This window comes from Actinocorallia herbida (assembly GCF_003751225.1).
GTDB lineage: Bacteria > Actinomycetota > Actinomycetes > Streptosporangiales > Streptosporangiaceae > Actinocorallia > Actinocorallia herbida.
Map to the genome: position 1 here is coordinate 5,643,198 of NZ_RJKE01000001.1, position 15,613 is coordinate 5,658,810.

General features: G+C 70.4%; 12 protein-coding genes. 9 read left to right on the forward strand and 3 right to left on the reverse strand.

Annotated features, from left to right (window positions below; all coding sequences use genetic code 11):
- Positions 1-23 precede the first annotated feature (23 nt).
- Positions 24-902 (forward strand): bifunctional methylenetetrahydrofolate dehydrogenase/methenyltetrahydrofolate cyclohydrolase, encoded by an 879-nt coding sequence (locus EDD29_RS25585; protein ID WP_123670677.1) that lies wholly within the window; start codon positions 24-26, stop codon positions 900-902.
- A gap of 113 nt (positions 903-1,015) precedes the next feature.
- Here the strand turns inward: EDD29_RS25585 and purU are convergent, their stop codons facing one another.
- Positions 1,016-1,891, reverse strand: a complete 876-nt coding sequence (gene purU, locus EDD29_RS25590) for a formyltetrahydrofolate deformylase (protein ID WP_123666846.1) — start codon at positions 1,889-1,891, stop codon at positions 1,016-1,018.
- Positions 1,888-3,150 carry an aminomethyltransferase family protein gene (locus EDD29_RS25595; RefSeq protein WP_123670678.1) on the reverse strand — a complete coding sequence of 421 codons (1,263 nt, stop codon included), beginning with the start codon at positions 3,148-3,150 and terminating at the stop codon, positions 1,888-1,890. The genes purU and EDD29_RS25595 overlap by 4 nt, the downstream gene beginning before the upstream one ends.
- 327 nt (positions 3,151-3,477) lie before the next feature.
- Between EDD29_RS25595 and EDD29_RS25600 the strand changes: the two genes are divergently transcribed.
- The 3 genes from EDD29_RS25600 to EDD29_RS25610 are packed head-to-tail and all read left to right on the forward strand — an operon-like array spanning position 3,478 to position 7,257.
- Positions 3,478-5,073, forward strand: coding sequence for a succinic semialdehyde dehydrogenase (locus EDD29_RS25600; protein ID WP_123666847.1), 1,596 nt, complete (start codon positions 3,478-3,480; stop codon positions 5,071-5,073).
- A gap of 19 nt (positions 5,074-5,092) precedes the next feature.
- Complete coding sequence (locus tag EDD29_RS25605; RefSeq protein WP_425454987.1) at positions 5,093-6,868, forward strand: GMC oxidoreductase; 1,776 nt, start codon at positions 5,093-5,095, stop codon at positions 6,866-6,868.
- Between the two features lie 14 nt (positions 6,869-6,882).
- Positions 6,883-7,257 carry a hypothetical protein gene (locus EDD29_RS25610; RefSeq protein WP_123666849.1) on the forward strand — a complete coding sequence of 125 codons (375 nt, stop codon included), beginning with the start codon at positions 6,883-6,885 and terminating at the stop codon, positions 7,255-7,257.
- A 31-nt stretch (positions 7,258-7,288) separates the two neighbouring features.
- Here EDD29_RS25610 and EDD29_RS47135 read toward each other — a convergent pair whose 3' ends face one another.
- Positions 7,289-8,557 (reverse strand): PucR family transcriptional regulator, encoded by a 1,269-nt coding sequence (locus EDD29_RS47135; protein ID WP_123666850.1) that lies wholly within the window; start codon positions 8,555-8,557, stop codon positions 7,289-7,291.
- A 123-nt stretch (positions 8,558-8,680) separates the two neighbouring features.
- Here EDD29_RS47135 and EDD29_RS25620 point away from each other — a divergent pair, with 123 nt between their 5' ends.
- The 5 genes from EDD29_RS25620 (at position 8,681) to EDD29_RS25640 (ending at position 15,599) form a co-directional block, all read left to right on the forward strand.
- On the forward strand, positions 8,681-10,105 hold the full coding sequence (locus EDD29_RS25620) for a carotenoid oxygenase family protein (protein WP_123666851.1): 1,425 nt from the start codon (positions 8,681-8,683) through the stop codon (positions 10,103-10,105).
- Positions 10,102-10,965, forward strand: a complete 864-nt coding sequence (locus EDD29_RS25625; RefSeq protein ID WP_123666852.1) for an alpha/beta hydrolase — start codon at positions 10,102-10,104, stop codon at positions 10,963-10,965. Before EDD29_RS25620 ends, EDD29_RS25625 begins: the two co-directional genes overlap by 4 nt.
- Positions 10,962-12,458, forward strand: coding sequence for an aldehyde dehydrogenase family protein (locus EDD29_RS25630; protein WP_123666853.1), 1,497 nt, complete (start codon positions 10,962-10,964; stop codon positions 12,456-12,458). Before EDD29_RS25625 ends, EDD29_RS25630 begins: the two co-directional genes overlap by 4 nt.
- Entirely contained in the window at positions 12,451-13,491 is a 1,041-nt protein-coding gene (locus EDD29_RS25635) for an amidohydrolase family protein (RefSeq protein ID WP_123666854.1), read from the forward strand. Before EDD29_RS25630 ends, EDD29_RS25635 begins: the two co-directional genes overlap by 8 nt.
- 170 nt (positions 13,492-13,661) lie before the next feature.
- The gene (locus tag EDD29_RS25640) at positions 13,662-15,599 is read left to right on the forward strand and encodes an acetoacetate--CoA ligase (RefSeq protein ID WP_123666855.1); all 1,938 of its coding nucleotides are present in this window, start codon (positions 13,662-13,664) and stop codon (positions 15,597-15,599) included.
- Positions 15,600-15,613: the final 14 nt, after the last annotated feature.

Genomic DNA, 15,613 nt, shown 5'->3' on the forward strand with positions numbered 1-15,613 from the left:
AGGCCGCTCTCATGGGCACCATGATGATCAACCCGGCGCCACCGGCCACCGCGCACCTGCTCGATGGCAGGGGCACCGCCCTCATGATCCGGGAGGAGCTCAAGGAACGGGTGGCGGCGCTGGCCGGCCGGGGATCGCGTCCCGGCCTCGGCACCGTGCTGGTGGGCGACGATCCGGGCAGCGTCTCCTACGTCGCCGGAAAGCACCGGGACTGCGAACAGATCGGCATCCGGTCCCTTCGGGTCGACCTGCCCGGGTCCGCCTCGCAGGGCGACGTCCTCTCGGCGATCTCCCGGCTCAACGCCGACCCGGCCTGTACCGGGCTCATCGTCCAGCTGCCCCTTCCCGCGGGCATCGACCGCGGGCAGGTGCTGGAGAGCGTCGACCCCGAGAAGGACGCCGACGGCCTGCATCCGACGAACCTGGGCCGCCTCGTCATCGACGCGCCCGGACCGCTGCCCTGCACCCCCCGGGGCATCGTCGAACTGCTCCGCCGGTACTGCGTTCCGCTGACCGGAGCCGACATCGTCATCGTCGGTTGCGGCGTGACGGTGGGCCGGCCGCTCGCGCTGCTGCTCACCCGGCACACCGAGAGCGCGACGGTGACGATGTGCCATGCGGAGACACGCGACATGTCCGCCCACATCAGGCGGGCGGACATCGTCATCGCGGCGGCCGGCGCCGCCGCGCTGGTCCGCGCCGATGATGTGCGGCCCGGCGCGATCGTCCTCGACGTCGGCATCACCCGGACCGAGGCCGGCATCGTCGGCGATGTGGCCCCGGACGTGGCGGGCACTGCGCGGATGCTCGCGCCGATGCCCGGGGGAGTCGGCCCCATGACCCGGGCGATGCTCATGACCAACGTCGTCGAGGCCGCGGAGAGGTCGCTCGCCGAGCGCTGACCTTGCACACCACGACGGGATCCGGTGCCCGTCCGAGGACGGGCACCGGATCGGTGCTTCTGGCCGCTCCCGTGCGCAGGGGTGCCGGAGCGGCCCAGGACGCCGAGGAACGGTCAGTCCGGGAAGACCACGGTCGTGCGGCCGTTGAGGAGCACCCGGCTGTCCAGGTGGTAGCGCACGGCCCTGGCCAGCACCCGCCGTTCGATGTCCCGGCCTTTGCGGACCAGCGCGTCCGGCGTGTCCCGATGGGTCACCGGCTCGACGTCCTGGGCAATGATCGGGCCCTCGTCCAGATCACCGGTCACGTAGTGCGCGGTGGCGCCGATCAGCTTCACGCCCCGCTCGTAGGCCTGGTGGTAGGGCTTGGCGCCCTTGAACCCCGGCAGGAACGAGTGGTGGATGTTGATGCACCGGCCTTCCAGCGCGGCCGACAGGCCGTCCGACAGGATCTGCATGTAGCGGGCGAGGACGACGAGGTCCACCTGGTACTCGTCGACGAGCGCGAGCAGTTTGGCCTCCTGCTCGGGCTTGGTCTCCCTGGTGACCGGCAGGTGGTGGAAGGGGATGTCGCCGAGGTCGACGTTCCGGTAGACCTCGCGCGGGTGGTTGGACACCAGGCCCGCGACGTCCATGTCCAGCTCGCCGATCCGCCACCGGTAGAGCAGGTCGGCGAGGCAGTGGTCGAGCTTCGAGGCCATGATGAGGACCCGCATCCGCTGGTTCGCCCGGCGCACCGACCACGCGGCGTCCAGCGGGGTGAGGCTCGCCGAGACGTTCTCCGCCACGACGGTCTCGGTCACTCCGACCGGCACCTCGAACGCGATGCGGCAGAAGAACCGGCCAGAGAGCGAGTCGTTGAAGTGACTGGCCTCCTGGATGTTGCCGCCGATCCGGACGAGGCCGGTGGTGACCCGGCTGACGATCCCGGGCGTGTCCGCACAGGAGAACTTGAGAATGAAGGTGCTGGGCACGGTCTGGTCTCCCGTCATGCCTGGTGCAGGTCCGCGCGACGCCGGTCGGGCTTGTAGGGGGCGGGGGCGACGGTCGCCCTGATCTCCTTCTGCGGTCCGCCGGGCGCGCCCCAGTGCACCGTCACCTCGGTGCCCGGTTCGCTGTGCGCGACGTCGATCGGGCACAGGGACAGCATCTGCCGGTAGTAGTAGCTGTAGCCGCGAGAGGTCGCGACCCCGACGACGGTGCCGCCTACGGTCACCTTGTCCGCCCACATGAAGCCGCGCTGGTCGCGGGGCATGTCCATGAACGGGTAGTGCTCCCCCTGGGCGAACAGCGAGGCGAAGACGTCCACGACGTCGTCGCCGTTCCACACCAGCGTCCGCATGACGCGGCGGGGAGCGGCCTTCTCGGCCTCCAGCGCCGCGCGGCCGAGGAAGTCGTGGTCGAAGTTGATGTTGCGGGCCCAGCCCAGCTCGACGGGACTGCGGTAGTACTCGCTGATCTCGGCCCCGTCGTAGGAGCCGGCGATGTAGGCGGGCTGCGCGAACGCCGGCATCGAGGCGGTGAAGACCTTCCGGTATCCCGCCATGTCCTCGTCGAAGATCGCCGGGATGTAGTCGGTGGCGATGGTCGGGAAGCACGCCTCCAGATGGTTGATCATCGTGGTGCGGGCGCCCAGCTTGCGGATCCCGAACTCCTGCCCGGCCTCGACGATCGCGTCGTAGACCTCCTGCTTGGCGGCCATCGGCCCCTGCAGTTCGAAGCCGATCTCGCCGGCCATGCCCTGGCGCAGCGCCCAGACCTCGTATCCGGCGATGTTCACGGTGTTCACCCACATGAACCTGGTGTCGCGCAGGTGGGACTGGCCCGAGACCCGCTCCAGCACCTGGACCGCGCCGGGACCGGAGACCTGGAGGATGAACCAGTCGTCCCGCTCGACCTTGGCGTCGTAGTCGGTCTGCTTCAGGTAGTGGTCGACCCAGAAGCCGCCGCGGCCGTGCAGCATGAACTCCTCGTCGCCGAAACGCGTCAGGATCCCCTCGTGGATGACCTTGCCGTCCTTGTTCGTGTGGATGGCGTGCTTCGACTGGCCGATCTGGAAGTTCGCGAAGCTGTTGACCGTGATGTCGCCGAGCATGGTGAGCGCGTCCGGGCCCGTGATCCGGTGCTGCCACAGGAACGACCAGTCCCCGATGTAACAGGTGTTCTTCCACGAAAGGCTCTCATCCAGCCAGTCGGTGTACTCGGGCTGGCCGAACCGGCTCCAGGCGTATCCCTCTGGGGCCGTGCGCATGCCGCTGACCGTGTGGTCCATGGATCCCTCGCTCTACGGGGTGGGGTGATGGGTTCGCGATGAACCGACGCTAGGCCGGTGCCCCGTCGCTCGGTAACGCTCATATGACTCCGCTTGACCGGCCTTTCGGCCGACCGGCCCTACGACGAATGACGTACGCACCCGTGGGCCGGGACGATCGGCTGTACGCGCGGTACAGGCGCCGTCCCAGGTTTGGCCGGGGCGACCAATGACTTTCCCGTTCCCCGAGCCCAGCATCGTGTCCACGTCGCCCCGCGTCCCCGGCGGAACGAAGGCGGCCCGGCTCTCGGACAAGGAAGTACCCGCATGACGGAACGCCCCGCCGACGGCAACCCGGTGGCCCCTCCGGGCTCCCGGACGCCCGTCGACATCGTCACCCCCGCCCTGGTGGCGCGGCTCGCCCGGGGCGTCCCCGGCTCCGGCCGGACCGTCAGCCGCACCCCGCTGACCGGGGACCCGCTCGCCGAACTGCCCGAGTCCGGCCCCGCGGACGTCTCCGCCGCGTTCGAGCGGGCGCGCAGGGCTCAGCGGACGTGGGCGCGGGTCCCCGTCCGGCACAGAGCCGCGGTGCTGCTGCGGTTTCATGACCTCGTCCTGCGCAGGCAGGCCGAGGCGCTCGACCTGATCCAGGCGGAGACCGGCAAGACCCGCCTGCACGCGCACGAGGAGATCCAGGGGGCGCTCGGCACCGCCCGCCACTACGGCCGCCGCGCCGCCTCCTACCTGCGGCCCCGCCGCCACCGCGGCGTGGTTCCGATGCTGACGCACGTGGTCGAGTCGCGTCGGCCCAAGGGGGTCGTCGGCCAGATCGTGCCCTGGAACTACCCGCTCGCCCTCGCCGTCGGAGACGCGCTGCCCGCCTTCACCGCGGGGAACGCGATCGTGACCAAGCCGGACACCCAGGCCGCGCTGACCGTGCTGTGGGCGCGCGAGCTGCTGGTGGAGGCGGGGCTGCCCGAGGACGTCTGGCAGATCGTGATCGGGGAGGGCCCGGTCGTCGGCGCCGCCGTGGTCGCCTCCGCCGACCACGTCACCTTCACCGGATCCACCGGGACCGGGCGGACGGTCGCGCGGCAGGCCGCCGGCCGGCTGGTCGGGGCGTCCCTCGAACTCGGCGGCAAGAACGCCCTGCTCGTCCTCGCGGACGCCGACCTCGACCGGGCCGCCGAGGGGGCGATCAGGGCCTGCTTCACCTCCGCCGGACAGCTGTGCGAGTCCGTGGAGCGGCTCTACCTCCACGCGTCCGTCGCGGACGCGTTCCTTGAGCGCTTCGTGGCCCGCACCCGGGCGCTGAGCCTGGGTGCGGGACTCGACTACGGGGCCGGGATGGGCTCGCTGGCCGGGCCCCGGCAGCTGGAGACCGTGACGCGGCATGTGGAGGAGGCCGTCTCCAAGGGCGCGACCGTGCTGACGGGCGGCCGTCATCGCCCGGACGTGGGGCCCTACTTCTATGAGCCGACCCTGCTGGAAGGGGTGCAGGCCCCCATGGCCGCGTTCGCCGAGGAGACGTTCGGCCCTGTCGTGTCCGTCCACCGGTTCGCCGACGAGGACGAGGCCGTCGAGCTCGCCAACGCCACCCCGTACGGACTCAACTCCAGCGTCTGGACCAGGGACGCGCGTCGCGGAGGTCGCATCGCGGGGCGCCTTCGCACCGGGTCCGTCAACGTCAACGAGGGCTACGCGGCCGCATACGGCAGTGTCCAGGCGCCGCACGGCGGAATGGGCGATTCAGGGCTCGGGCGCCGCAACGGCGCGGAGGGCATCGTCAAGTACACCGAAGCGCAGACGGTCGCCACCCAACGTCTGATGCCGCTCGGGCCCGCTCCTGGGATGGACGACGAGCGCTACGCGGCGCTGATGAGCGGCGTCCTGGGCGTGATGAAGGCTCTGCGCCTCCGCTGAGCCACCGATTTTCGAGGAGATGCGTGCAATGCCGTACGACTATGACGTCGTCATCGTGGGATCCGGATTCGGAGGCTCGGTCTCCGCACTCCGGCTGACGGAAAAGGGGTACAAGGTCGCCGTCCTCGAGGCGGGCCGCCGCTTCACCCCGCAGAGCCTGCCCAAGAACTCCTGGCACGTGCGCGACTACCTGTGGGCCCCGGCGCTCGGCCTCTACGGAGTCCAGCGCGTCCATGTGCTCGGCAAGGTCATGGTCATGGCGGGAGCGGGCGTCGGCGGGGGCTCGCTGAACTACGGCAACACCCTGTACGAACCGCCCGCGGCCTTCTTCGAGGACCGCCAGTGGGCGCACATCACGGACTGGAAGGAGGAACTGGAGCCGTACTACGAGCAGGCCCGGCGGATGCTGGGCGCCCGCCTCAACCCTACGGACACCCCCGCCGACGTGCACCTCAAGGCGGCGGCCGAGCGGATGGGCGTCGCCGGCACCTTCCACGCCACCCCGGTGGGCGTCTTCTTCGGCGACGGCCGGGACTCCGACGGAACCGCCAAGGCCGAGCCCGGCGCCGAAGCGCCCGACCCGTACTTCGGCGGTGCGGGGCCCGCGCGCCGGGCCTGCATCGAGTGCGGCGAGTGCATGACCGGCTGCCGCCACGGCGCCAAGAACACACTGAACGAGAACTACCTCTACCTCGCCGAGAAGGCGGGCGCCGTCATCCATCCCCTGACGACGGTCACCGCGATCGGCCAGGACGCCGCGGACGGATACCGGATCGAGACCCGTCCCACGAACCGGCGCGGCAAGTCCCCCGGCGAGGTGTTCCGCGCCGGCCACGTCGTCGTCGCGGCGGGCACCTACGGCACCCAGACCCTGCTGCACACCATGCGGAGCCGCGGACGGCTGCCGCACGTCTCCGATCGGCTCGGCAGGCTCACCCGCACCAACTCCGAGGCCCTGGTGAGCGCGCAGACCTCGCCGCGGAACTACCGCGCCGGGCACGGTGCGAACCCGGATTTCACGCGCGGAGTCGCGATCACCTCCTCCGTCCACCCGAACGACGACACCCACGTCGAGGTCGTCCGGTACGGCAGGGGCTCCAACGCCATGGGCGCGATGGCCATCCTCCAGGTGCCCTACAGCCCGCGCGTTCCGCGCTTCCCGGCCTGGCTCGCCCACTGTGCCCGGCATCCGCTGACCGCGGTGCGCTCGCTGTCCAACCGGCGCTGGTCGGAGCGGACCATCCTGGGCCTGGTCATGCAGACCCACGACAACTCCCTGACCACCTACGTCAAGGGCTCGGGGATCGGCGGGGGCCTGCTGAGGGCCCGCCAGGGCGAGGGGACGCCCAACCCCACCCAGATTCCAGAGGCCACGGAGATCGCCGCGCTCCTCGCCGAGGAGATCAACGGCTTCGCCGGCAGCAACATCGGCGAACTCATGGGCACCCCGATGACCGCGCACTTCCTGGGAGGCTGCGTCATCGGCGCGGACTCCGAGCACGGCGTCATCGACCCCTACCACCGCCTGTACGGGTACCCGGGCGTCCATGTCGTCGACGGCTCCGCGGTGTCGGCGAACCTCGGCGTGAACCCGTCCCTCACCATCACCGCGCAGGCCGAGCGCGCCATGGCGTTCTGGCCCAACAAGGGAGACCCGGACACCCGGCCCCGGCAGGACGAGGGCTACCGGCGCGTCCGGCCGATCCCGCCCAAGCGCCCGGCCGTGCCCGAAGGAGCCTTCGGCTCATTGCGGCTTCCCTTCTTCCCGGTCCCGCCGGTACCTCGAAAGGACTGAATTCGGCTGCCGGGGTGGCCGCGTTCACCCCGGACGCCGAGGGTGTCACCCGCTGGATCGACTCCTATTTCGCATACTGCCTCGACCATCCCGAGGTCCAGGGGATCTGGATGCAGCGCCGACTTTCGGACGCCGCCGACCTCGGGGATCTCGAATCCCGGTTTCGCACACCCACGGTGTCTCGGTCGGCCGAGCTTCTGAAACCCGCCTTCCAGCCGAACGTGGACATGCATCCGGCCGTGTCGGAGATGATCTGGTCGATCCACTGCTTTCTGGAGGGCGGCGTGATGGCCGAAGAGGGAAAAAGACTCTACGCCGACTCCCCTGCCGTCCGCCGCCGGTTCCTCACCCATCTGCACAAGTACGTCGCCTGGGTCGCCAAGCCCTGACCGGCTCCGAAGCCCTCCATGGCCACGCGGTCTATGCGGGCCGGCTCGGGAGGACCTCCGCCAGCCGCAGCGCCATGTGCAGATCCGTGGTCCCGGCGGAGGCCGGATGCCCCAGCAGCTGCTCCGCCCGGCGCAGCCGGTACACGACGGTGTTGCGGTGGACGTGCAGGTCCGCGGCGGCCCGGATCAGGCTGCCCCCGTTGTCGAGATAGCTGAGCAGGGTCCGGCGCAGGTCGGCGGTGAGGCGGTCGTCCCCGGCAAGGGAACCGAGCTGCTCGTCGACGAACCACTGGGCACGTTCGTGGTCACTGGTGAGCAGTCCGACGAGCGCGATGTCCCGATAGCGGGTCACCGTCGGCCGCTGTGCGCAGGAGACCGCGACACGCCAGGCGTCGAGCGCGGCGAGGTGGGTCCGGCGGAATCCCCACAAGCCGCGGGCGGAAAGGCCCGCGGCGACTCTGACGGACGGGTCGACGGGCAGACCGCCGTCGTCGATCGGTCCCGGCGAACTGAGCCAGGCCCACAGGACGGCGTCCCCCGCCACCATGAGGGGAGCCGGGCAGTGCAGCGCCACCGCCGCGTTCCTGGCGGCCCGCTCGAGCGCGCCCGGCACCGCCCCTGACGCCGAGGACGGCTCACCGTCCTGCCAGAGGATCAGGCCCAGGTGGTGGTGGCCGAGGTCGATGCCCAGGACCTGACGGGCGGTGTCGTCGGTGACCCACTCGTCGGCGACGATCGAGGTGACGATGCTCCGCTGATCGGCGGCACGGCGGGCGAGCAGCCTCTGCCGTTCGGCCAGATAGTCGTTGATCACCGCGTCGACCGTGGCGTCGAAGAAGTCCGTCACCTCTTGGGTGACCTCGCGCAGCAGCGCGCCGCGCTCGCGTGCCGGTCTGTGCAGCTCCACCAGTTGCAGGAGTGCCAGAATCCACTCGCCGCGCACCAGCCGCAGTCCCTGGACGATCCTGCTGAACGGAATGTCCTCACCGGCCAGATAGGTGATGACGTCCCGCTCCTCCGCGTTGAGCGTGAACGCCCCTACTCCTTCGTGCAGGGCCAGAAGGAGGTCCAGCGCCGTGCGCTCGATGGCCTCGGCGAGCCTGGGCCCGAAGGTCTCCAGCCGTTCCTCCTCGACGGCGCGCAGCACCTTCTGGAACCCGTGCTCGGCCATCGCCACCGCCCAACCCACCGGGCCGGGACCGAGCACGGCCTCGGCGGCGGCCAGAAAGGCGGGATCTCCCACCGGAGGGACCGGCTCGCCGGACGCTTTGAGACCGGCGATGAACTCACGGAGCGGCATCCGCGAATTGTATGCGGAGTACAGGCGGGCCGGAAGGTCTGGACTGCGCGTCCAGTGACATGAGCCACAGCGAGAACAAGGATCGGGTGTTACGCCAGTGTTTCACTGAAAGGGACCACCCCGATGACCCACCCCGAGTCGTCTTCGCCCTCGACCCTGAACGAGTCCTCCGCCGTACGGCCGAACCAGTTCCTCCAGGGCCCGTTCGCCCCGGTCGGCCAGGAGATCACCGTTCACGACCTGAAGGTCACGGGCACCATCCCCACGGAGCTGAACGGCCGGCTCCTGCGCGTCGGCCCGAACCCGATCGACCCCGAGAACCCGGCGACCTACAACTGGTTCTCGGGCAACGGCATGGTCCACGGCGTCCGCCTGCGCGAAGGCCGGGCCGAGTGGTATCGCAACCGCTTCGTACGCGATGACCAAGTCGTGGCCAGCCGCGGGTGGCCCGAGGTGCCCGGACCCCGTCAGGCGGTGCCCGCTCCCCGGTACGCGCGCAACAACCACGGCAACACCAACATCTTCGCGCAGGGCGGCCACACGTTCGCGTTCATGGAGGGCGGTTCCCTGCCGTTCGAGCTCTCCTACGAACTCGAGACCGTGGCCCGCTCCAACTTCGAGGGCACCCTGAACGGGGCCTGGACCGGCCACCCCCACCGCGATCCGTTGACCGGGGAACTGCACGGCATCGCCTACCGCTGGGATTGGTCCTACGCCCGGTATCTGGTCCTGGACGCCCAGGGCAAGATCCGCAAGTCGGTCAACATCCCGCTGGACGGCCGGCCGATCATCCACGACATGGCCCTCAGCCGGCGCTACGTGGTCTTCCACAACGGCGCCGTCCAGGCGCATGCCGGTCTTCAGGCGCAGGGCTACGACTTCCCGTACGCGTGGGACTTCGACCACCGCAACGCGTGGGGGCTCTTGCCGCGCGAGGGGACGTCCGACCAGGTCGTCTGGTGTGAGACCGAGCCGACCGCGGCGTTCCACCTGCTGGGCGCGTTCGATCTGCCCGACGGCCGGGTCGCGGTCGACGCGATCAGCTACGACCGGCTCTTCCACAAGGACTTCACCGGCCCCACCGAGGCGCCCGCCCGGCTGGACCGGTTCGTCCTCGACCCGTCCACCGGCCGGTCCACGCTAGAACGCCTGGACGACACCCCGTCCGAGATGCCCCGCCTCGACGAGCGGCTCATCGGCGTCGACCGGCACCGCTACGGCTACTTCAGCAGCCGGACCAAGACGGCGGCCGACGCCACGGTGAGCAGGCTGCTCAAGCGGGACCTCGATAAGGGCACCTCCGAGAGCTACGCCTACGGCCCCGCCAGGTTCGGCATGGAGGCGGTCTTCGTCCCCCGGACCCCGGACTCCGCCGAGGACGACGGGTGGCTCATGACCTATGTCTCCGACCTCGCCGACAGCTGTGCCGAGGTCGTCATCCTGCACGCCCAGGACCTGTCCGAGCCGGTCGCCCGCGTGCACATTCCCCAGCGGGTGCCCCTGGGCTTCCACGGCAACTGGGTGCCCGACGAGGAGCTGCCGTCATGAGCTACGCGGAAGCGATCCGGAAGACCCCTTCCGAGGTGACCCCCGAGACCGTCCAGGCCATGCACCGGCTGTTCGCCCCGGCTCACCTCTCCCGGACCTACCAGGCGCCCGTCATCTCGCGTGACCTGGCCTACGGCACCGACGAGCGGCACCGGCTGGACGTCCATCGCGGCGCCGAGACCTCCGAGAGCTCCCCCGTCCTCCTCTTCGTACACGGCGGCGGCTTCATCGCCGGCGAAAAGCGCACCGAGGGCAGCCCTTACTACGACCATGTGGGCGGCTGGGCGGCCGAGCGCGGCTTCGTCGGAGTCACCGTGAACTACCGGCTCGCGCCCGCGCATCCCTGGCCGTCGGGCTCCCAGGACGTCGCCGCGGCCGTGGAGTGGATCCGGGACAACATCACCGCCCACGGCGGCGATCCGGAAAGGATCGTGGTGGCCGGGCACTCCGCGGGCGCCTCCCACGTCGCGGGCTACCTCGCCGGGCACGGGGGGACTCCCCCGCACGTGGCGGCAGCGGTGCTGCTGTCGGGGATCTACACCCTGCGCGATGCGGAGCGGAACCCGCTCCTGCGTGCCTACTACGGCGGAGACCCCGCCCTCTATGAGGCCCGTGAGCCGCTGGCCGGCCTGGTCGAATCCGGCCTGCCCGTGCTCTACGGCGTCGCCGAGTACGACCCGCCGGATTTCCAGGAACAGGCCGCCGCCGTCATCGCGGCCCACTTCGCACGCCACGGCGCCGTCCCCGCGTTCGCCCACGTCCAGGGCCACCACCACATCTCCGAGATCGTCTCGCTCGGCATCGACGAGCCGGCTCTCGGCGTGACGCTGGAGCACTTCATCAGAAGGAGCACATCATGATCGCCCCCATCCTCGTCGACGGCGTGGAGGTGCAGGCCCCCCTGGCCCCGGTGCTCAACCCCGCGCGGACCTCGGAGGTCGTCGGCGAGTACGCCATGGGCGGCACCAGGGAGGCCGATCTGGCGGTGGAGGCCGCCCGCGCCGCGTTTCCTTCCTGGTCCGCGCTGCCCGCGACCGAGCGCGCCTCCTATCTCCGCAAGGCCGCGGACGCGATCGAGACCGAGGTCGACCGGCTCGCCGTTCTCATCACCCGCGAGGTCGGCAAGGTCCTGCCGGAGTCCCACGGGGACGTCGCCGGAGCCCCGTCCCTCCTGCGGTACTTCGCCTCCCTCGCCGAACGGATCGACGCCGAGACGGCCGTCGAGGTGGCCTACTCGGGGCGTGCCGCGATACGGCACGCCCCGATGGGCCCCGTCGTGGTCATCGCCCCGTGGAACACCCCGGTCTACCTGGCGTTCATGGCCTTGGCACCCGCGCTCATGGCGGGCAACACGGTGGTCGTGAAGCCACCGGAGGAAGCACCCCTGGCGCTCAGCGAGGTCCTGGGCCTGCTCGCCAGGACGCTGCCGAGGGGCGTGGTCGGCAGTGTTCCGGGGCTGGGCCGCGAGGCCGGAGCCGCGCTCACCGCACATCCCGCGGTCCGCAAGGTCCTGTTCACCGGCAGCATCGCCACCGGCAGGGAGGTGATGCGCTCGGCCGCCGCCACGATCAAGAACGTCGGCATGGAACTCGGCGGCAACGACGCCGCCCTCGTCCTGCGCGACGCCGAGATCGGCGACGCGACGGTGCGCGAGCTCGTCGCCGGCGTCTTCGGGCTGAGCGGGCAGATCTGTTACAACGTCAAGCGCATCTACGTCCACGCCGACCGGTTCACCGAGTTCGTGGACGCGTTCACCGCGCTCACCGCGCGCATCGTCGTCGGCGACGGCCTCGACCCACGGAGCACGATCGGCCCGGTGACGACCCGCGCCGGATACGAGCGCGTGCTCGGCCTGCGCGACGAGGCTGCGGCCTCGGGCGCGAAGGTCGCGGTCGTCGGCACGAAGCTCGACCCCGCCGGATGGGACAAGGGGCACTTCATCCTCCCGTCCATCGTCACCGGCCTCGACCCTGAGGCGCCCCTCGTCGCCGACGAGCAGTTCGGCCCCGTCATCCCGATCCTGCCGTTCAGCACCGAGGACGAGGCCGTGCGGCTGGCCAACGACAGCGAGTTCGGCCTCGCCGCCTCGGTCTGGTCGACCGACACCGAGCGCGCCTGGGCCCTGGCCCGGCGCCTTGAGGCGGGCAGCGCCTTCATCAACGTCCACCGCGTCGGCGCCTCCCCGATGTCCGTCCCGTTCGGCGGTTTCAAGCAGAGCGGGCTGGGCCGCAACCACGGCCTGGAGTCCGTCTTCTCCTGCATGGAGCCGCAGGCCGTCGTCCAGCTGGACGACGCTGGAGAGATCCCCGGCACCGCCCGCTGGAACACCCTTCTGGAGCACCGTGATGTCTGACCGCCCCTACCTGCGCATCGCCACCGAAGAGGCGTTCGCCCCTCCCGAGCTGATCACCCTGTGGCGCGACGGCCTCAGCCGGGGCACGATCGACGACCCCGGATTCGTCAGCCTCATGGGCTTCTACCTCCAGGACCCGAGCCCGCGCGCCCGGTTCATCGCCGATCGCCTCCAGGACCTCGGTGAGCACCGCCTGGCGGACATGGACGCCGCGGGCGTCGATCGCCAGATCATCTCCATCACCTCGCCCGGACCGCAGTTCCTCGACCGCGCCGACGGTGTCGCCATCGCGACCCTCGCCAACGACCGGCTGGCCGAAGCGTGCGGGCGCCACCCGGACCGCTTCAGCGGCCTGACCGCCATCGCCCCGCAGGATCCCGGGCACGCGGCCAAGGAGATCGAACGCGGCCGCACCGAACTCGGCCTGAACGGCGTGATCGTCAACTCCCACATCAACGGCGAGTACCTCGACGACCCGAAGTTCTGGCCGATCTTCGAGGCCGCCGAGGCCATGGACACGCCCATCTACCTGCACCCCAACACGCCGTCGCGGCGCATGATCGAGCCCCTGCTCGAAGCCGGCCTGGACGGCGCCATCTACGGCTTCGCCGTGGAGACCGGCATGCACCTGCTGCGCATCATCACCTCGGGGGTCTTCGACCGCTTCCCGAACCTGAAGATCGTCGTCGGCCACCTGGGCGAGGCGCTGCCGTTCTGGCTCTACCGGCTGGACTACATGCACGCGGCCGGCCTGCGGGCCCATCGCTACCCGTTCATGAAGCCGCTCCAGCGGAAGGTCAGCGACTACCTGCGGGAGAACGTCTGGGTCACCACCAGCGGCATGGCCTGGAACCCCGCGATCATGTTCTGCCGCGAAGTGCTGGGGCCCGACCGCGTCCTGTACGCCATGGACTACCCGTACCAGTACGTCCCCGACGAGGTCGCGACCCAGGACGGTCTGCCCGTGCCGCCCGCGGAGCTCAAGGCCTTCTACCAGACCAACGCGGAGACCGTCTTCCACCTGGGCGGATGACCCGTACCCGCGTGCGACTCGAGCCGATGGCGCGTCCGCTCCGCCGTTCTGAGCGGACGCGCCATCGGTCACGGCTCCGCAAGGCCGAACCCCCATCTTCAGACCGACGGCGGCGAGCCCTGAGCGGGCTCCGGCGCGCCGGTCCGAGCATTGAGAAGGACGGAAGCGCAATGAGCGAGGTGCTGAGCACTCCGCACCCGGAGGTTCGTGCGAACAGCCGGATCGGCCACTACCTCCGATGGCTGGCCGACGAACGCGGTCTGGCCTTCGAGGACTACCCGGCGCTGCACCGGTGGTCGATCACCGATCTGCCCGGGTTCTGGTCCTCCATCTGGGAGTACTTCGAGGTCAAGTCCCATGTTCCGCCCACCGCGGTCCTCGGACGCAGGACCATGCCGGGAGCCGAATGGTTCCCCGGCTCCACCTTGAACTACGCCGAGCACGCCGTGGGGCGCGGTGCGGACACCGACCGCGTAGCGGTGGTGGCCCGTTCGCAGACCCGTCCGGACATCGAGCTGACCTACGGCGATCTGCGCGACCAGGTCTCCCGGGTCCGAGCGGGACTGCGGAAGCTCGGGGTCGGCCGGGGCGACCGGGTCGTGGCGTACCTGCCGAACATCCCCGAAACGCTAGTGGCCTTCCTGGCCACGGCGAGCCTCGGTGCCGTGTGGGCCGTGTGCGCACCGGAGTTCGGCGCGCGCAGCGTGATCGACAGATTCGGCCAGCTGGAGCCGAAGGTGCTGCTGACCGTCGGCGGCTACCGGTTCGGCGTGCGTGAGGTGGACAAGGCCGCGGACGTCACCGAACTGGTCGCCGGCCTGCCCACGCTCGACCACGTGGTCTCGGTCCCCTACGGTCCGTTCAGCGCGGACGGAACACCGACGTGGGACGACCTCGTGGCGGAGGAGCCCGATGAGGGGTTCGAACCGGTGCCGTTCGACCATCCCCTGTTCGTGCTCTTCACCTCGGGGACCACGGGCAAGCCCAAGGCGATCACGCACAAACACGGTGGGATCCTTCTGGAGCAGCTGAAGAACCACGCCCTGAGCTGGGATCTGGGGCGAGACGACCGGATGCTGTGGTTCACGACCACGGCCTGGATGCTGTGGCACGCGCTGGTGGGCGCCCTGCTGCTCCGAGCCTCCATCGTCATGATCGACGGAGACCCCGCTCATCCGGACCTGCGCGGGCTCTGGCGGCTCGCCGAGGAGACCGGGACCAGTGTGCTCGGCGCGGGCCCTCCCTATCTGATGGCCTGCCGGAAGGCCGGCATCCATCCCGGCGCCGACTTCCGGCTGCCGCGGCTCCGGCAGCTCAGCGTCGCCGGGAGCCCTCTGTCGGTCGAGGGATACCACTGGATCCGCGAGCAGTTCGGCGACCGGGTCCTGCTCAACGTCGGTTCCGGCGGAACCGACGTGTGCACGGGCGTCGTGCAGGGAAGCCCCTGGCAGCCGGTCTGGGCGGGAGAGATCTCGGGACCGTGCCTGGGCGTGGCCGCGCAGGCGTTCGACCCTCAGGGCGAGCCCGTCGTCGGTGAGCTCGGCGAGCTGGTCATCACCCAGCCCATGCCCTCGATGCCGCTCGGGTTCTGGGGTGACGAGGACGGCAGCCGCTACGCGGCCACCTACTTCACCGACTTCCCCGGGGTGTGGCGCTTCGGGGACTGGGTCCGGTTCGCGGCCGAAGGACACTGCGTGATCGCCGGACGGTCGGACGCGACGCTCAACCGCGGCGGCGTCCGTCTCGGCACCGCGGACTTCTACGCGGTCGTCGAGGAGTTCGCGGAGATCGAGGACAGCCTCATCGTCCATCTGGAGGACTCCGAAGGCGGAGCGGGTGAGCTCCTGCTGTTCGTCAAGGCCACCGGCACTCTCGATGACGGACTGCGCGAACGTCTGAAGGCGGCGCTACGGGCCCAGCTGTCCCCGCGCCACGTGCCCGACCAGATCGCCGAGGTGCCCCTGGTTCCCCGCAACCGCACGGGCAAGAAGCTCGAAGTGCCCGCGAAGCGCATCCTGCTGGGGGCCAGGACCGAGGACGTGGCCAGCCGGGACGTGCTGGCCGATCCGGGCTCGCTCGACTTCTTCACCACCTGGCGAAGGCCGTGACCGGGAACGCCGCG